Genomic DNA, 18,680 nt, shown 5'->3' with positions numbered 1-18,680 from the left:
TTATTTTTTTATTGAATTATTCTTACTGCTGCCTGAGCGCTTGTGCTGCATTTTCTCTTTTTGTGTCTGCTTGTCTTTATAGCGCTGCAGCGGTGTTAGTTTTCTCTGCTTGATTGGCTCATACCGGTTCTCTGACTGCTTAAACTCGAAGCTAATCGGCGTTCCCACAAGCTTGAAAGCCTCACGGAAAAACTTCTCCAGGTAACGCTTATACGATCCTGGGAGATTGTTGACCTGATTCCCATGAATCACAATAATCGGCGGGTTGTGCCCTCCCATATGTGCATATTTCAGTTTAATGCGCGATTTACCTGACATTGGTGGCACATGATCTTGTGTCGCCATCTTTAAGACTTGTGTAAGCTCTGGAGTTGCAATTTTTTTCGTCGCACTTTTGTAGGCATTTTTAAGTGAGGCAAACAAATGTCCCACATTGGTGCCGTGTAAGGCGGAAATAAAGTGAATATCAACATAATCTGTTAAAAATATTAAACGACGGTTGATTTCCTCTTTAAGCCTGTCCTTATCGTTCTGAGTCATGCCATCCCATTTGTTCACCGCAATCACCATGGCACGCCCTGCATTTAAGGCAAACCCCATCAGGTGCATGTCCTGATCGGTCAAACCTTCTTTGGCATCGATAAGAACAATCACAACATTCGCATCTTTAATCGCTTGCAAGGTCTTAACCACAGAGAACTTCTCAAGTGTTTCTCTGACTTTGCCTTTGCGACGGATGCCTGCTGTATCAATGATGGTATAATCTTCATCATTGCGCGAGAAGGGAATGTAGACGCTATCAATCGTGGTTCCTGGCAGATCATATACCACAACACGATCCTCACCTAACATACGATTAGTGAGGGTGGATTTGCCAACATTGGGTCGACCAATTAAGGCAAAGCGAATACCACGTTTATTGGCTTCACCTTCGGCATGAGCTGAGTCGTTTAAAGCCCGCTCACACAATGGCAGCAGCGTCTGTGATAACAGGTGACTCACTCCACGCCTGTGACTTGCCGCAATGGCAAACAGCTGATCAAAACCCAGGCTATAAAACTCTGCTGCAGCAACTTCTTCCTGTAAGCCATCTGTTTTATTGACAACGAGCACCGAGGGTTTGCCACGAGTTCTAAGTAACTCAGCAATATACTGATCTCCCGAGGTGAGTCCTGCTTTAGCGTCAACCATAAAATACACCAAATCAGCTTCTTCAATGGCAAGCACCGATTGACTTGCCATGGAGCCATCAACACCTGTGTCATTATCCGACAGACCTCCTGTATCAATCACAATATAGGGGTGCTCCTCGAAAATCGCCTGACCATATTGCCGATCACGTGTAACCCCTGGCATATCATATACAAGCGCATCACGCGTGTGCGTTAAGGCATTAAAAAGTGTCGACTTGCCCACATTTGGTCGACCAACAATTGCAATGACAGGAACCATAATTTTAAGACTTAAACGGTATTGAATTTACTGTCGCGCACTATAGCGCATTTAGTGAGAAAGAACAAACAGGGATACACATCATTTCACCGCAGTGCCTGTTGCAAAAAGGCAGCTTTATCTGCTGCGCATAAGCACGGTACCCGCCAATACGCCACCATAAGTGGCGTATCAATGATGGGTAAATTTTTAAGTTCATCTTTTTTAGATTGAATAATTTTTTGCAGAATCACGTTATTTCCTTGTTAATTTACGTATAGACTAAAGCAAACTTAGAAATTGTCGTGTGTTATGAAGTTATCAGGATTTACTTTTTTACGCAACGCTGAAGAGCTTTGCTTTCCTTATATTCAATCGATTCAATCTATTTTACCGATTTGTGATGAATTTATTATTGCCTTGGGTAAGTCGCATGACAACAGCCCCGCGCTCCTGCACCAATTAGTCAAAGAAAATCCAAAAATTAAGATCATTGAAACCGTGTGGAATGAGCACATGCAGGTCAAGGGTTATACCTACGCTCAGCAAAAAATGATTGCACAGTTCGCCTGCACGGGAGATTGGCTGTTCTATCTCGAGGGTGATGAGATTGTGCATGAAAAAGATCTGTCTGTCATACAGGATGCCTTATATCGTTACCAAGATGATAAAGAAGTTGAAGCTTTGGCTTTTCATTATTATCATTTTTATGGCAACACCAATACCTATCTGTCATCCCCCACGTGGTATCGCTACGCTCCGAGAATTATCAAAGCCAGTGTCAGAAGTTATGCGCCAGATGGACTTTACTGGCTTGTACTTGATCCTGAAAAATCTAATCGCATCGCGCGTTATCCAAAGGCAAAACTTCTTGATAGTTATATCTATCATTATGGCTGGGTTCGCCCTGAAGCGGCAATGAGTAAAAAGATCAGTCAGGTTAATAAACACTGGGGAAAATCAGAAGGCTTTGATTCTAAATACAGCGACATTGACAGTCAGATTCTAACCAGATTCACAGGTGAACATCCTGAGATTATTGCTGGGTTTTTCGCAGAAGAAGAAGGGTTGTTTAAAGCCAATCCAAATCATACACTCACAAAAAAAGAGAAACGCCAACGATTTAAAATGAAGCTGGAAAAATGGTTTGGTGTGGATTTAAGTCGCAAATACTTCAAGAAAATCTAGCGTAAACCCTGCAAAGCAGAGGATGGCTAAGCCAAAGGCGCATCCACACGAAAAAGCAAACAGATTTAGTATTCCTGGCATCTTAAGACTTATGTGATTGAATCGGACTTGCACCATGCTACAATGGCGAAACTTTACTTAAGTAATGAGTCTCATTTCAGGCATGAAGAATGTGGCAATTGTTTATTACAGCGGTTATGGACATACGAAAAAAATCGCTGAGCATATCAAACTGGGTATAGATCAATCATCGGAGGTGTATGCAAGTTTAATCAGTGTGGATGAGTTGCAGGACGTGGATGCACTAAGTGATTATGAGGCGCTTGTTTTTGGTGCCCCAACTTATATGGGATCTGTGCCATACCAATTTAAAAAATTTATGGATGATGCTTCAAAGGTCTGGCTTAAAAAAGGCTGGAAAGATAAATTAGCTGCGGGGTTTACCAATTCAGGGGCATTAAGTGGCGATAAATTTAACGTCTTAATGCAGTTATGTACATTTGCCTGTCAGCATGGAATGCTGTGGTTGTCATTAGGTATCGACAACACCTCAGGACAGCATGAGCATAGCAGTGGACATTTAGAGGCGTTAAATCGCATGGGTGGCTCTTTAGGGTTGATGACGCAATCGGAAAATGACTCCCCTGAGGTAACCCCTCCTGTTGGTGATAAGAGAACAGCTGAATTATTTGGGCAGCGAATTGCCAGGTATGTTCTAAGGCTGCAGTCATAAACTTCTTAAATGATATCGGGACATGACGGCTACCTCTTTCGACACATATGATTCATCGAGGAACCTGGCAATAAGTTAAGGTGTTTGGCACTAAATTTTGTTATACTCCCTGGCGATTTATTTTGAATAAAAGTGGAGGGACTGAATGTCCGATAGCAAAACCTACGACTCATCAAATATTAAGGTATTAAAAGGGCTTGAGGCGGTACGTAAGCGCCCTGGGATGTATATTGGGGATACCGATGATGGCTCAGGTCTTCACCACATGGTGTTTGAGGTGGTTGATAACTCAATCGATGAGGCGTTAGCAGGTTATTGTGACGATATTATTGTCACCATGCACACCGATGGCTCCGTTTCAGTCAGTGATAATGGGCGAGGGATTCCCGTAGACATTCACCCTGAGGAAGGTCGTTCGGCTGCTGAGGTAATCATGACAGTGTTACACGCTGGGGGTAAATTTGATGATAATTCCTATAAAGTATCAGGTGGCTTACATGGCGTTGGGGTGTCTGTGGTTAATGCCTTATCCGAAAGCCTGGAGCTGCGCGTATACAAAGACGGTAAGGAATATGAGCAGTTTTACGCACATGGCGATCCATTAGCACCGTTAAAAGAGGTTGGTAATACCGCGAAGCAAGGCACCACGATTCGCTTTAAGCCATCACCTAAAACTTTTACCACTCTTGAGTTTAGCTACGATATTTTAGCAAAGCGTATTCGTGAGCTGTCGTTTTTAAATTCCGGGGTCAAAATTCAACTGATTGATAAAATTAACGATCAGCATGCTACCTTTCAGTATCAAGGCGGGATTAGCGCCTTCGTTGAGCATCTGAATAAGAGTAAAACACCACTCAACCAGAATATCATTAACATTTACGGTGAACGTAATGGTGTTGTCGTTGAGCTTGCGATGCAGTGGAATGAATCTTATCAGGAAAGCATTTATTGTTTTACCAATAATATTCCACAGCGTGATGGCGGTACGCATTTATCAGGATTTAGAGCAGCATTAACGCGTACGGTAAACGGTTATATAGAATCAGAAGGACTGGCTAAAAAACATAAAATCAGCACCTCAGGCGATGATGCGCGTGAGGGCTTGACTGCAGTACTGTCGGTTAAAGTCCCCGATCCTAAATTTTCATCACAGACCAAGGACAAGCTGGTATCTTCTGAAGTCAAAGCAGCGGTTGAGGCTTTGGTGAACGAGAAGTTACAGGAGTTTTTGCTTGAAAACCCCAATGAAGCAAAGTTAATCGCAGGCAAAATCATTGATTCAGCACGTGCCAGAGAGGCCGCAAGAAAGGCCCGTGAGATGACCAGAAGAAAGGGGGCATTGGATATTGCGGGGCTACCTGGGAAGCTTGCCGATTGTCAGGAAAAAGATCCAGCGCTATCAGAGCTCTACATCGTTGAGGGAGACTCCGCAGGTGGTTCAGCCAAACAGGCGCGTGATCGTAGAACTCAGGCGATTTTGCCATTAAAGGGTAAGATTTTAAACGTGGAAAAGGCGCGCTTTGATAAAATGTTAAGCTCCCAGGAAGTCGGGACCTTGATTAAGGCACTAGGTTGCGGTATTGGTCGCGATGAATATGATCCCAATAAAACAAGGTATCATCATATCATCATTATGACGGATGCCGATGTTGACGGCTCACATATTCGTACTTTGCTTTTGACATTTTTTTATCGCCAGATGCCTGAGCTTATTGAGCGTGGTTATATCTATATCGCTCAACCGCCCTTATATAAGGTAAAGCGCGGTAAACAGGAGACGTATTTAAAAGATGATGCGGCTTTAGCTGAATATCTTGGAAGTATTGGTATTGAAGGGGCATCACTTTACCCTGGTGAGAGCATTCCGCCCATCTCAGGCGTGGGATTGGAAAACTTATATCAGCAATACCAAAAAACCAATGCCAAGATGATCAGCCTTTCTCGCCGTTATCCTGTCAATGCGCTAAAGGCACTGGTCAGCTACACTCCTTATCCTGTTGCCACAGGTGAAGAAGCACTTACGCCGTGGTGGCAAAGCTTTGCCGAGCACCTTAACAAAAAAACAGCAGGTTATGAGTTTTATACGACTGCAGTTCATACGGCGATTCATGAGGATGAAAAAGTGGTAAAACTTAAGCTGTCAAGGCTATTGCATGGTGTTAGCACCGACTATACATTTAACCTTAGCTTCTTTGAAAGCAAAGATTATCAGGGTCTTGTTGCGCTTGGCACACAGTTAAACGGATTACTGACAAAAGATGCGTATGTTGAGCGCGGAAACAAAAAAGAATATGTCGATGCTTTTGAGCCTGCAATGGAGTGGTTAATTGCCGAAGCCAAACGCGGGCAGAATGTACAGCGTTACAAAGGTCTGGGTGAAATGAACCCCGAGCAGTTGTGGGAAACCACGATGGATCAACAGGAACGCAGGATGTTACAGGTAACCATTGCCGATGCGGTTGCAGCAGATGAATTATTTTCGACCTTGATGGGAGATGACGTTGAACCAAGGCGTGAATTTATTGAAAGCAATGCGCTGAATGTTGTGAATATTGATGTGTAAAATGGTTTGTGATGGGTATATTGACAGACCTGAATAAACCTATATACTTCAGTTGCGTATTACAAAATATACTTCATTTGCGGAGGTTATAATGAGATCAGTTGTATCTGTTCGATTGAATGAACATCTTTTACAAGCAGTTAAGTCAAATGCAAACTTTCTGCACGTATCGCAAACGGAATATATCCGTAAGGCGATAGAATATATGAATGTTGAGATGCAGCGTCAAATCAATGAAGCAAAACTAAAAAAAGCAAGTCTGAAGGTTAGACGAGAAAGCATGAAAATTAATGCAGAGTTTGGTGAGATTGAACGTGACCCTGAATGATACAATGAAAACAGGTGAAATCTGGTTAGCAAATTTAAATCCATCTACATCTGAAGGGACAGAAGCAGCTAAAACAAGACCAGTACTTATTTTGCAAAGCCAGATACTGCTGAATGTCCAACACCCTTCAACTTTAATTATCCCCTTAACCACCAATCTAATTGATGATGCAAACCCGTTACGTATCAGACTACAGAAGCAAGATAGGCTAGAAAGAGACTCAGATTTATTGATTGATCAAATCAGAGCAATTGACAATAAACGACTAATTGATGGGCCTTTGGCTCAATTAACACCAAAGCAATTGCGGGTTATCCATGTGGCAGTGCTTGAAGTCATGGGAGTGGATTTTTCTCGGTAGCTCCAATCAGTACTGATGAATTAAGAAAGTTTAGAAAAAAGCAGACTTAAATGATACTATATTGGTGCTGTTTTATTGGTTAATGGGATATAGAAATGATAGAAAAATTTGATCCATGGTCAGAGCAGCCTGTGACTTTTACCGAAGCGGCTCTCACACACTTTAAACATCATTTGCAAAAAACAGGCGGGGTTGCGATTAAAATCGGTGTTAAGACAACAGGATGCTCAGGCCTGGCTTATGTCGTTGAACCCGTGCATGAAATTCCACAAGGGTTTATTAAAATCGATGAGAATGGTTTGCTATTTTATGTGGATCCTAAGGCTCTCCAGTATGTCAATGGATTACAAATCGACCATGTCAGGAAAGAGCTTGGACTGTCTCAACTTATTTATACTAACCCGAATGAGTCCGCACGTTGCGGTTGCGGTGAAAGCTTCACGGTGCAAAAAGAAGGGCTAGAAGAATGAAGCTATCTGATGTTGCCATTTTGCGCCGTGAGGTTGAGGTGACCACTGTCCCTTATGGCGAGAAAATGACGTTAATGCCTGGTCAAGAGGTCTTGGTGACTCAAGCCATGGGAGCAAGCTTTACCTTAAATGTTATGGGGAACCTGGTATATCTGGATGGCAAGGATGCTGATGCAATCAATCGTGAAGTCATCTTGTTACCCAGTGATAAAAGTGGGATAAAAGCAGGGGATGAGGTTAATCTTGATCTTGTATGGGATCAGCTACGCACGGTATATGATCCTGAAATTCCTGTGAATATCGTCGATTTAGGATTAATCTACGACATTTCAACCACACGTTTAGAGAATGGCAATTATCACATCGGCGTGCAAATGACCTTGACAGCTCCAGGCTGTGGCATGGGTCCCGTGCTTGTCCAGGACGTTGAAGATAAGTTAAAGCAGTTTGCTAATGTTGATAAAGCAGATGTGGTGTTGGTGTTTGATCCGCCATGGAATTCTGACATGATGACAGAAGAAGCAAAGTTGGAACTAGGTCTGTTTTAAGGAGATATAGTGATCAAGGTGGTATATCCAGGGACGTTTGATCCCATTAGTTTTGGTCATATTGATTTGATTAAGCGTGCCAGACGGATGTTTTCAGAAGTGATCGTTGCCATTTCAACAGCCAGTGGTAAATCAACCCTGCTTAGTGAAGATGAGCGCGTGCAGATTACGCGTGAAGTATTAGCGGATATGGACAATGTCAGCGTAGTACGTTTAGATGGATTGATTGCCGATTTTATTACACAAGTTGGAGCACAGGCTGTGATTCGTGGTCTGCGTGCTGTATCCGATTTTGATTATGAGTTCCAGATGGCAAATATCAATCGCCATCTGAATAAAGACTTTGAAACCATATTTTTAACCCCAGATGAAAAATATACCTGCCTTTCTTCAACGATGATCCGTCAGGTTGCTAAAATTGATCCATTGAGAGTTTCTGAATATGTGCACCCTGTGGTATTGGAAGCGCTGCTTAGAAAGCAATGTTAGTATGTAGACACCAGCTACCCGCCCATAGTGACCGATTGCGTAGGGATGTATTGCATACGCCCCAGGATTATTAAACTCATCCCTTTATTCGGTTTGCAAAGCGGCACAAGTACGATTAGACTTGGCAACAGCAAACTCAACAAGGACTGATTTATGCCATTTAAAGAATATAAATTGCTTGAAACCGTTACCCATCGCACACAAACAAGTATTCCCTATTATCATCCTGAAACTATCGATGTAATTTCACTAGAAACGCCCGCCTTACATGTCTTCACCGACTTTCATACAGCAAAACCTTATATCGTTCACCTTAAAGCATTGGCAGATGATGCTTTACAGCTCATGAAAAAGGTTGAAGTAAGGTCGCTGTTGGTTGTCAATAATGATGATGAAGTGGCTGGACTGATTAGTGCGAAGAGACTGCAAGGCATCCATCGCACGCAAGTTGCGCAAAAGGAAGGCGTTCATCCTAAAGAGGTTACCTCAGGCATGCTAATGACCAAAATTAATGACCTTCCCGTCATTGATTATGTCGTACTAAAAGATACTCTGGTTGGGCACCTTGCGCGTTTGATGCACGATAAATACATTGATCATTTACTGGTGCAGGAGCACGACAAACAAGGGCAAGTCATGATACGCGGTATTATTTCAGCAAGCTTTATCGCGAAACGCCTTGGTGCACAAATTGGACACGACTTAGGCTCGCGCAATTTAGCCGAGCTCAACAAAATTATGTAACCTGTTAAGTACCCCTCTATTATGCCTATCATTTCTTTACGTAATGCTGATCTTGCCTTTGGGCATCATAAGCTGCTTGATAACGTCTCTTTAGATATCGAGGCCAATAAACGTATTTGCTTAATCGGTCGCAATGGTGCTGGGAAATCTTCCCTTTTTAAAGTGCTTCAAGGTCAAATATTGCCTGATCATGGCGAGCGTATTGTGCATGACAACGCCAAAATCGCCTGGCTTGAGCAGGAAGTGCCGCAAAATACCAAAGGCTCTGTTTTTGAGATTGTCTTATCCGGATTTGACACCGCGGGCTTTTTGTTAATCGACTATCAAAAACTGCTCTTAAGCGATCTTGCCAATGAGGAAAATCTACACAAGCTGGATCAATTGCAAAGGCAGATTGACGATCTGCATGCCTGGGATCTTCAAGCACAGGTAGATAAGGTGTTATCTCAATTATCGCTGGATGGCAGCACCTTATTTGACGAGTTATCTGGGGGACTTAAGCGCCGTGTGTTACTCGCTAAGGCACTGGCGAAATCTCCTGATCTGCTCTTGCTTGACGAGCCGACTAACCACCTGGATATTGAATCGATTGAATTTTTAGAGCGCCTTTTACCACAATTTAGAGGAAGCATCTTATTTATTACTCATGATCGCACGTTTTTGCAGAATATTGCCACAGACATTATGGAGCTAGATCGCGGGAAGGTGCTCAGTTTTCCTGGAAATTATGAGAAATTTCTTAAACAAAAAGAAGCTTATTTGCAGGCAGAGGAAACTCAAAATGCACACTTTGATAAAAAGCTTGAGCAGGAGGAGGCTTGGATTCGCCAGGGCATCAAAGCCAGACGTACGCGAAATGAAGGTCGGGTACGTGCATTAAAAGCCCTGCGTGAAGAGCGTAAAGAGCGCCGCGAGAAACAAGGCACTGTCCTGCTAAACGTCTCCCAAGGCAGCAAATCAAGCAAGGTGGTGATCAAAGCAAAAAACATCAGTTTTAACTACGATAAACACGCCGTTTTTACCCACTTTTCCTGTGAAATTCAGCGCGGTGATAAGATTGCCATTTTGGGTAAAAACGGCTCAGGCAAAAGTACTTTGCTTCAGGTATTGTTAAAGCAGCTTCAACCAAAAGAGGGTTCGATTGAGCATGGTGAGAATTTGCACATTGCGTATTTTGATCAGCTAAGAGATCAAATTAATCCAGAAGCTTCACTGGTTGAAAATGTCACTGAAGGTTCTGATTATTTGGATATCAACGGTCAAAAGGTCCATGTTATTGGTTACTTACAGAACTTTTTATTCGATCCAAAACGCATGCAAAGCCCTGCTTCATCGCTCTCGGGTGGTGAACGTAATCGATTGTTATTGGCTAAGCTTTTTGCCAAGCCCAGCAATCTATTGATTCTTGATGAGCCAACCAATGATCTGGATGTCGAAACCTTAGAAGTCTTGGAAGAGCTTATCTTAGATTATCAAGGCACTGTGTTGATTGTCAGTCATGATCGAAGTTTTATTAACAATGTCGCCACGAGCACAATAGTTTTTGAAGAGGATGCTAAGCTTTGCGAATATGTTGGTGGCTATGATGACTGGTTGCGCCAAAAGCAGGTATCTTATGGGAAACAGCCCAGCGAGAAAGCTAGTAAAATCACCAGCGAGAAAGCAAAAACGAAAAAACAGAAACTTAGCTTTGCCGAAAAAAAGCAATTGGTCGAACTCCCTAATGAAATTGAACGCCTGGAAGTTGACATTGAGCAATTGCAACAGCAAATGGCGGAGCCTACATTTTACCAACAGGCTAAAGAGTCGATGCAAAAAATGCAGCAAACCCTTGAAAGCCTAAAACTTCAGCTTGAACAAAAATATAAGCTATGGGAGGTACTTTCTCAGCTTGAATCATAATACCCATCCTGTGGCAATGAATACTGAGTGAATCAAATTTCCAGAAGAATGTCTAAGTTGTACTGTGCGCACCTCCCAGTAGCTGTAAGAGCGTGCAGAACTTAAAGGATAATGTGCTTAGAATCCCTTTCATGACCGAGTCCTCCTTAAATGTCCATGATGGCCATGATTTCGTTCATGTACATTCCAACAAGCTGCAAGCAGGATAAGGGCAATAACACTGGCGCTAATTAAGAAAATAAACACCTGGTTCCAGCCATAGCAGGCAGCGATAAATCCAATCACCGCTTGAGCACCAACGGTACCGACAAAATATCCGAAGAGTCCAGTGAACCCAGCTGCAGTGCCTGCCGCTTTTTTGGGCGCAAGATCCAAAGCCATAATACCAATAAGGGCAACAGGACCATAAATGAGTACGCCCATTAGCGATAGCGAAGTAAGCAATACCCATGCTGTGTTGCTTTGCCAATAAACAAACAGCACCGCAATAAACAAAATCATACAAATGACATTCATCGGCGCCCTTCTGCCACCAAACACACGGTCTGTCAACCAACCAATCAGGATGGTTCCTGGAATGGCAGGAAGCTCAAATAAGGCAAAGCCAAGAAGCCCGGTCGTCAAAGACATATGCTTCACCTGCACAAGATAATAGCCTGACCAGCTAAGAAGTCCGTAACGTGCGCAATAAACAAAGGCATTGGCAATGGCGATCGTCCATATCCATGGGTTATTAAGCACATAGTGGAAGAAAATCTCTCTGGCTCCTAACTCTTTCTCACGATTTTTGGCCATTTCGCTTGTTTCAGAAGGAGGCGTACAATGACTGTATTCCTCAATGGGAGGAAGCCCCACAGACTGTGGGGTATCCGCGCCCAACAAAATAATCAAGACGCTCACTAAAATACAAAGCATCCCTGCAAGGTAAAATAGACCATGCCAGTTATTTCCAAATAAAAAAATTCCCAAAGGGACAACGGCAATAGCTAAGCATCCTGCACCAACATTATGGGCAGTATTCCAAATCCCCATTTTAGTTCCACGTTCCTTGTCACTAAACCAGTGAGTCATAATGCGTGCACAAGCAGGCCACCCCATGCCCTGCACCCAACCGTTGATGAACATGAGGACAAACATAATCGCCACCCCTGCCCCTAAGAAGGTAGGAAAAGCCAAATTGATAACGCCAGAAATAAATAGACCCGTTGCCAGAAAGTACTTTGCATTACTGCGATCAGAACCAATTGACATCATGATGTTTTACCTCGTTTTACTTTTTTTACTTTTTTTACTCGTTTTGCCTATGAAAATAGGTGATTTGATTTGCTGTACTGTGATTTTTTTGGGATTTAATTACCAGACTAAACACGGTGACTAATTCAGTGGTCTTCTGCAGTCGTAACACGGGTCATTAAGTTTTAAAAATGCGAATTAGTTACTGAAACGCCATGTTCAACTTTTTAAATTCCCAACTTCTCAAACTGTATGGCTGAATAACCTTGACTCTTGCATATGACAGCACCAACAGTATGCGCAAGTACCTTTCTGGCAATTCGCTTTGTTAAATGCCAGCAATCACGAGCACGAACTTTCTCCATATTAAAACGTTCAGTGAATTGACCAATAACAGTTTCCACCAGCCTACGAGTAGATATAATCCAGCGATTGGCATCTTTTCCTCGGCTATCTGTCATATTTCTCCTCGCAGGGGTCTGCAAATCAATGCCAGTCTCCAGCATGAAGTCTTTTTGATAATCCTGACCAATCAAACCTTTATCAGCAAGTAATAAGCCTTGAATGTCAGACACAACTTCATAGAGCGATTCCCTTTCGTCAATATGTGCAGGTGTCACCGTAATCCCGGTAATAATGCCTTCTGAGCTGACACATATATTACCCTTGAAGCCGTAATATGTTTCCTCCTTTGAAGCACAATACCCATAAGTGGCTGTCCCCCTAAAAACTTTACTTGAACGTGCCCGCTTAAAATGACACACGGGGATTGGAAAGCCATCTGCCAAATGGATAGAATCTGCAAAAGCACTTAGCTTGCTTGCCAGAACACGTTGTATTTGTTGATGAACCTGCCATAAATTTGCAGATTGCTTCACATAGTTACTACGACTACCAAGCTCAGGAAACCAGAGTTGCCAGTGCGTTCTAAAGTATTGCCATATACCCTTGTCTGTGTCTTTGCCCATAAATTCTCCTACAATATCCATTGTAATCACTTCTGCATCTGAAAGCTTTGGTGCAAAGCCTCGAGCTCTTAAGGGTCGCTTTTTTATCAGATTTTTTAATTCATCATCTACCAAACAATACACAGAAATGATAAAGTCTTCTAATAGCATAAGGCGCGGCTTCCTGTTTTTTTGTGCAAATTAAAAACTAAAGCTTTTCCTTATGCTATGCAATATCTACCACACAGCTTCGACCTAAAAAAGTTGAACATGGCGTTAAATTAATCTAATCTAATCTAATCATGTAGTTTTTTTGGTCCACAGAACCTAATGGTACATCCCTTAAATTTTCCATGATTTCATGTTAAGCTATGGAGCCATAAGGAAATCTAAAATAATTTTGAGTCCTCCCTTGAAAAGACAAGCCCCTCAAATCGTATTAACCCAACTTGGTAAAGTTAAAAGCCCTGTAATTTTTTGTTTTAGTATTACCCATCGTAAAATAAAATGAGTTACGATGGGTATATATCAAATTTCGGGCTTGACAGAATTTTCACCCATTTTTACAAAGGCGTATGCAATACACCCCTACGTAATGCGCCATCATGGGAAAAAATATTGTCATCGCCCAAATCTTTAACGCTTTACATTTTCCATCTTCTAGCTTATATTGCATAAAAATAATTTTATATGAATTTATTTTTATATATGTTAGATATCAATGAACCAGTCTTAAAGAAAATGGCGGATGTCTGTCATGTCATGGGAGATGCTAATCGCATGCGCATCCTGTTTATGTGCAGTCAGTCACCCACCCCAGTCAATTGTTTTGTGGAGTCACTAGAGCTATCACAACCTTTAGTGAGTCACCACTTAAAGCTTATGAGGCAGCAACGCCTAATAAAAGGCGAACGCCAAGGCAAGCAGATATTCTATGCACTATATGATGAGCACGTGCGTCATATGTTGCAGGATATGTACCAGCATTGGGTCGATGAAAATCATTAAATTAATGACACTACCTTAAGCAGTTTTATAAAAAACTACCCCGTCAGCCTCACGCGCAGAGCTTGTGGCGTTCAAAGCTAAAGAAGCAAAACTGTTTGCTTCTTTCGGGCGCTTTTCACCCCCTTCGCTAACGAAGGGGAATTAACACATGCACCACAATTCCCCTTCACTCGTGAAGGGGTGCCGAGCTTGCGAGGCGGGGTAGTGAGCGCTTAAGGGAGTGCCATTAAATCATTAAATCAACAAGAGGTGAATTAAATGTTTGAATATAAAATTTATGGCATGGATTGCTTAGATGAGGTCTCCGTAGTTAAGCGCGAGCTTTTGCCTTATGTCAAAGATGAGGCATTTTTACAATTTAACCTCCTCAAAGGCAAGCTGATAGTCCATGATCGAGAAAAAGTGTTTAATTCATCTGAGATTGAGAAAAGGTTAAAGGCAACAGGTTATCGATTTGTTACCTGGCAGCAATATGAACTAAAACAGAAGACGAATAACGATGGTTTTTGGCGCAAGCATATACGCGGCATTTTAACACTTATCTGCGCAGTATTTTTATTGATCGGCTACGCCATTCATGGCAGCTATCATGGTTTTTTGCATGCTCTTATTGGGGAACACAGCTCTCTGAGCAGTCAGCCAGTTAGTTCGCTTATCTTCTATGCCTTGTCACTTCTTGTTGGTGGCATTTATATTTATCCCAAAGCCTGGAGTGCATTAAAGCGCTTACGTCCTGATATCAATCTCTTAATGACAATTGCAGTCATCGGCGCCATGTTATTAGGGCAGTGGTTAGAGGCGGCAATGATTGTATTTTTATTTTCAATTGCGATATTGCTTGAATCCTGGAGCGTAGGTAAAGCGCGCAAAGCCATTCAAGCCCTGTTGGAAATTACCCCCGAAACTGCCAATGTGTACTGCGCACATCATAAAGATATCGATGTTAAAAAAGTCGAAGAGGTAAACATTGGTGCTACGATTATCATCAAACCTGGTGAACGTATCCCTTTGGATGGTGTGGTGAAGGAGGGTACGAGTTTTATTAATCAATCCCCCATTACAGGGGAGTCGCTCCCTATCGAGAAAAAAGAAGGGGATGTGGTATTTGCTGGCAGTTTAAATGAAGATGGTCTTTTGTATGTTTGCGTCACTAAACTTGCCACAGACTCAACTTTATCCAACATTATTCGTCAGGTTGAAATGGCACAGGCAAACAAAGCCAAATCGGAGATGTGGGTTGAGCAATTTGCCAAATACTACACTCCATTGATGATGCTGTTGGCACTTTTAATCGCCCTCATGCCCCCGCTTTTATTTGGTGGCAGCTGGCATAACTGGATTTATGAAGCACTGGTTATTCTTGTCATTGCTTGCCCTTGTGCACTTGTGATTTCCACCCCTGTGAGTATCGTCTCAGGTTTAAGTGCCGCCGCAAATCATGGCATATTAATCAAAGGCGGGAGCTTTTTAGAAATACCCGCCAAACTTAAAGCCATTGCTTTTGACAAAACAGGCACTATCACTAAGGGGAAACCCGTTATCCAATCTATTATCAATATCTCCAAGGAATACAGTAATGAACAATTGCTTCAATTAGCTGCGGCATTAGAAACAGGAAATAATCATCCTTTAGCCAAGGCTATCTTTGCTAAAATGGCTGAATTGAAATTGGCTAGAGCGTTTGTCGCAAACAACATCCAGGTTATTAAAGGCAAAGCAATTACAGGCGATATTGACGAACATGGTTACTGGATTGGAAGCCACCAGTATCTGCATGAAAAAACGAAAATTACCGATGACTTAAGCGATTTTCATGATCAGATTCTGGCGTTAGAAAAAACCTGGCATTCATTGCTTATTTTCGCTAATAGCAATCATATTTTAGGGTTATTCGCGGTTGCTGACAGCATCAAGGAAAATGCCAAAGAAACCTTGACACAATTAAAGGCTCTTGGGATAAAAACTGTGTTATTAACGGGAGATAACAAGGGCGCGGCACGATTTATTGCCGATCAAGCGGGGCTTGATGAGGTTTACTCTGAGCTATTACCTGAGCATAAAGTAGAAAAAATCAACGCTTTAAAACAGCAATACCACACCGTTGCCATGGTAGGTGACGGTATTAATGATGCGCCAGCCTTGGCCACTGCGGATTTGAGTCTTGCGATGGGAGATGCAGGCAGTGATGTTGCTATTGAAACAGCCGATATTGCTTTAATGTCTGATGATTTGGCAAAATTACCATGGCTTATTCAACACGCTAAGCGAGTTAAAGCCATTATCCAACAAAACATTACTTTTGCACTGGGACTTAAGATCGTATTTATGACACTGGCCATTCTAGAGCTTGCCAATATCTGGATGGCAATTGCTGCCGATATGGGGGCGTCTCTTTTGGTTGTCTTTAATAGTTTACGCTTGTTAAAAATCAGGCAAACTCAGCAAGTCAACGACAACCAATAATTGAATAAACCAATACAAAACCATGTCTACATATGTTAAAATCCCGCCTTGCTATCGTCATCAAACATCTCTTTCGTCTCTGATGACATTGATCTAAAAATGGAGTACTTCATGGAAAATTTTATTTATCATAACCCAACGCGTATTTATTTTGGCAAGGGTCAAATTACACAATTAAGCGATGCGATTGCCAAAAATCGAAAGGTGTTATTAATTTATGGTGGTGGCAGCATCAAGCAAAACGGGGTTTATGCTCAGGTTACAAAAGCTTTGTCTCAACATCAGATTATCGAATTTTCGGGGATTGAACCTAACCCTGAATATGAGACTTGCCTTAAAGCGGCAAAACTGATTCAACAAGAAAAAATTGACTTTGTGTTAGCGGTGGGTGGCGGCTCAGTTATTGACGCCACTAAATTTATTGTCGCTGCAGCAAAATTTAAGGGCGATCCCTGGGATATTTTGGCAAAACGTGCCGACATTACCGAAGCTTTACCCTTTGGTTGTGTACTCACGCTCCCTGCCACAGGTTCTGAAATGAATTCAGGTTCGGTAATATCTCGCCGCGCTTTAAATAAGAAACTTGCCTTCTTGCATGAGAAGGTTTACCCCGTTTTTTCAGTACTTGACCCTGAAACCACTTATACGCTTCCAGCTAGACAAGTGGCAAATGGCATCGTTGACGCGTTTGTCCATGTAATGGAAAAATACTTGACCTTCCCACAAAATGCACCTTTGCAAGATCGCTTTGCTGAAGGGATTTTGAGCACACTAATCGAAGAAGGACAAAAAGTCCTGACTGATCCGAATAATTATGATGTCCGCGCCAATATTATGTGGGCAGCAACCCTGGCATTGAATACACTCATTAGCCAAGGTGTTCAAAGTGATTGGGCGACACACATGATTGGACATGAGCTTACGGCATTTTACGGTTTAGATCACGCACAAACACTAGCCATTATCCTGCCAAGCATTATGGAATACAAAAAAGACAAGAAAAAAGCCAAACTTATTCAGTACGCTGAACGTGTCTGGCAGGTGGATAAAAACGTAAGTGATGATGTAAAAATCAAACTTGCTATCGATAAAACCCGCGCATTTTTTGAAACCATGGGCAACCCCACCAAAATAAGCGCCTATCAATTAAGTCGTGACAAGTTTGCTACCATCATCAATAGCTTAAAAGACAATGGTCTAACCACTCTTGGGGAACATGARGATATTACYCCCCAAGATAGCTTGAAAATTCTAGAAGTGTGCTTTCCATTCTGTTTCTCAATATAACGTGAGTTCGACGTAAGAAACATTGAATCACATGCTCAAAGCAAGTATTTTTAAGCAGTTCAAGGCTTTTGCACTTAAAAAGCACAGGACTAGCTGCGCTAATTCGAGCATTTTTAAGTGCATACTAACGCAGAAATGCTTGAAAAGACGACGCTTTGACAAGGTTTTTTATGTCGAACTCACGTTAAATTAGGGCTAACTCAACCAAGGCATAAATTGGAAACAATGCTAAGAYAGTCAAAATTACGGCAAAAACGATCTCAAGTTGTGCCATATGCTTAACAAAAACAGCACGCACACGCCCTGAACCCATTACATAAGCTACGAAACTAAACCATATAAGCGTGCTTAAAAACATCACAGCTAAAATGGTCAGGTGATACCAAAGTGCCGATGACTTTAACACAAATAGTGGCAACAGACTGACAAAGAAGACGATGACTTTGGGATTGGATAAATTACAAAAAAGACCCAAGCTCCACAGATGACGCTTTGAAATCTTTACTTCGCCACCTTGAGCTTCCTCTAACGAATGTTTCCCCTTTGATGCACGAAAGCAGTGATAGGCAATATAAAGCAGATAGCAACCACCAAACAGCGCAATCCAGTGCACCACCACTAAAAAGTTGTCACTCAAATAATCCAGGAGAAGTACAACAAGGGTTGCATAAACCAGAACGCCACTGGCAATGCCAAGAGCCACAAGTGCCGCGGGGTTTCGTCCATATCGAATGGATGCTCTAAGGACCATAAAAAAATCAGGACCTGGTAACATGAGTCCCAGCATTTGCAGCAACAATAAACTTAACAATGCAGCTATTAACATTTTATACGCCAGCCCATATCTCTTTGTTGGTGAAGTTATTAGGAGGAAACAGCTTAGCATAAATCTTGTAAAATCAAATGGGATAATCAGACTTTTCAATGACATCTATTTTTTTTATACCTTGTGATTCCTCATGCTTTAGAATATTGCTAATATGAT

The 18,680-nt window shown here is 42.1% G+C and carries 17 protein-coding genes and 1 pseudogene; 13 read left to right on the top strand and 5 right to left on the bottom strand.

The window, feature by feature from the left end; all coding sequences use genetic code 11:
* Together der and CU053_RS00690 are read right to left on the bottom strand one after the other, a co-directional pair.
* Window positions 1-1,452, bottom strand: coding sequence for a ribosome biogenesis GTPase Der (gene der, locus CU053_RS00695; protein WP_100551261.1), 1,452 nt, complete (start codon window positions 1,450-1,452; stop codon window positions 1-3).
* An 86-nt stretch (window positions 1,453-1,538) separates the two neighbouring features.
* Entirely contained in the window at window positions 1,539-1,685 is a 147-nt protein-coding gene (locus tag CU053_RS00690; protein ID WP_158106899.1) for a hypothetical protein, read from the bottom strand.
* Window positions 1,686-1,743: 58 nt separating this feature from the next.
* Here CU053_RS00690 and CU053_RS00685 point away from each other — a divergent pair, with 58 nt between their 5' ends.
* From CU053_RS00685 to CU053_RS00640, 10 genes are all read left to right on the top strand, one after another.
* Entirely contained in the window at window positions 1,744-2,619 is an 876-nt protein-coding gene (locus CU053_RS00685; RefSeq protein WP_100551260.1) for a glycosyltransferase family 2 protein, read from the top strand.
* A gap of 145 nt (window positions 2,620-2,764) precedes the next feature.
* Window positions 2,765-3,352 carry a flavodoxin family protein gene (locus CU053_RS00680; protein WP_233263295.1) on the top strand — a complete coding sequence of 196 codons (588 nt, stop codon included), beginning with the start codon at window positions 2,765-2,767 and terminating at the stop codon, window positions 3,350-3,352.
* 145 nt (window positions 3,353-3,497) lie between these two features.
* Window positions 3,498-5,915, top strand: coding sequence for a DNA topoisomerase (ATP-hydrolyzing) subunit B (gene gyrB / locus CU053_RS00675; RefSeq protein WP_100551259.1), 2,418 nt, complete (start codon window positions 3,498-3,500; stop codon window positions 5,913-5,915).
* 91 nt (window positions 5,916-6,006) lie between these two features.
* Window positions 6,007-6,243, top strand: coding sequence for a CopG family transcriptional regulator (locus CU053_RS00670; RefSeq protein WP_158106898.1), 237 nt, complete (start codon window positions 6,007-6,009; stop codon window positions 6,241-6,243).
* Between the two features lie 4 nt (window positions 6,244-6,247).
* The gene (locus CU053_RS00665) at window positions 6,248-6,604 is read left to right on the top strand and encodes a type II toxin-antitoxin system PemK/MazF family toxin (protein ID WP_100551258.1); all 357 of its coding nucleotides are present in this window, start codon (window positions 6,248-6,250) and stop codon (window positions 6,602-6,604) included.
* Between the two features lie 95 nt (window positions 6,605-6,699).
* Window positions 6,700-7,074 carry a HesB/IscA family protein gene (locus CU053_RS00660; protein ID WP_100551257.1) on the top strand — a complete coding sequence of 125 codons (375 nt, stop codon included), beginning with the start codon at window positions 6,700-6,702 and terminating at the stop codon, window positions 7,072-7,074.
* On the top strand, window positions 7,071-7,622 hold the full coding sequence (gene sufT / locus CU053_RS00655; RefSeq protein WP_100551256.1) for a putative Fe-S cluster assembly protein SufT: 552 nt from the start codon (window positions 7,071-7,073) through the stop codon (window positions 7,620-7,622). The genes CU053_RS00660 and sufT overlap by 4 nt, the downstream gene beginning before the upstream one ends.
* 9 nt (window positions 7,623-7,631) lie before the next feature.
* On the top strand, window positions 7,632-8,111 hold the full coding sequence (gene coaD / locus CU053_RS00650; RefSeq protein ID WP_100551255.1) for a pantetheine-phosphate adenylyltransferase: 480 nt from the start codon (window positions 7,632-7,634) through the stop codon (window positions 8,109-8,111).
* Between the two features lie 153 nt (window positions 8,112-8,264).
* Entirely contained in the window at window positions 8,265-8,855 is a 591-nt protein-coding gene (locus tag CU053_RS00645) for a CBS domain-containing protein (protein WP_100551254.1), read from the top strand.
* A 21-nt stretch (window positions 8,856-8,876) separates the two neighbouring features.
* Window positions 8,877-10,757: an ATP-binding cassette domain-containing protein gene (locus CU053_RS00640; protein ID WP_100551253.1), complete on the top strand. Its 1,881-nt coding sequence runs from the start codon at window positions 8,877-8,879 to the stop codon at window positions 10,755-10,757.
* A gap of 129 nt (window positions 10,758-10,886) precedes the next feature.
* Here the strand turns inward: CU053_RS00640 and CU053_RS00635 are convergent.
* A pseudogene (locus tag CU053_RS00635) lies at window positions 10,887-11,996 on the bottom strand (MFS transporter); the annotation flags it as partial.
* A 221-nt stretch (window positions 11,997-12,217) separates the two neighbouring features.
* Window positions 12,218-13,108 carry an IS982 family transposase gene (locus CU053_RS00630; protein WP_158106896.1) on the bottom strand — a complete coding sequence of 297 codons (891 nt, stop codon included), beginning with the start codon at window positions 13,106-13,108 and terminating at the stop codon, window positions 12,218-12,220.
* Between the two features lie 519 nt (window positions 13,109-13,627).
* Here CU053_RS00630 and CU053_RS00625 point away from each other — a divergent pair.
* The 3 genes from CU053_RS00625 to CU053_RS00615 all read left to right on the top strand — a co-directional run bounded on the left by CU053_RS00625 (window position 13,628) and on the right by CU053_RS00615 (window position 17,695).
* Entirely contained in the window at window positions 13,628-13,945 is a 318-nt protein-coding gene (locus CU053_RS00625) for an ArsR/SmtB family transcription factor (protein WP_233263294.1), read from the top strand.
* A gap of 258 nt (window positions 13,946-14,203) precedes the next feature.
* On the top strand, window positions 14,204-16,408 hold the full coding sequence (locus tag CU053_RS00620; protein ID WP_199244164.1) for a heavy metal translocating P-type ATPase: 2,205 nt from the start codon (window positions 14,204-14,206) through the stop codon (window positions 16,406-16,408).
* A 111-nt stretch (window positions 16,409-16,519) separates the two neighbouring features.
* On the top strand, window positions 16,520-17,695 hold the full coding sequence (locus tag CU053_RS00615; RefSeq protein WP_158106895.1) for an iron-containing alcohol dehydrogenase: 1,176 nt from the start codon (window positions 16,520-16,522) through the stop codon (window positions 17,693-17,695).
* 184 nt (window positions 17,696-17,879) lie between these two features.
* Here the strand turns inward: CU053_RS00615 and CU053_RS00610 are convergent, their stop codons facing one another.
* A complete protein-coding gene (locus CU053_RS00610; RefSeq protein ID WP_158106894.1) occupies window positions 17,880-18,521 on the bottom strand; it encodes a LysE family translocator in 642 nt (213 codons plus the stop codon).
* Window positions 18,522-18,680 lie beyond the last annotated feature (159 nt).

Source organism: Caedibacter taeniospiralis, from assembly GCF_002803295.2.
Lineage (GTDB): Bacteria > Pseudomonadota > Gammaproteobacteria > Francisellales > Francisellaceae > Caedibacter > Caedibacter taeniospiralis.
The sequence above is the reverse complement of the archived record's forward strand: the minus strand, read 5'-3'. Positions and strand labels throughout refer to the sequence as shown.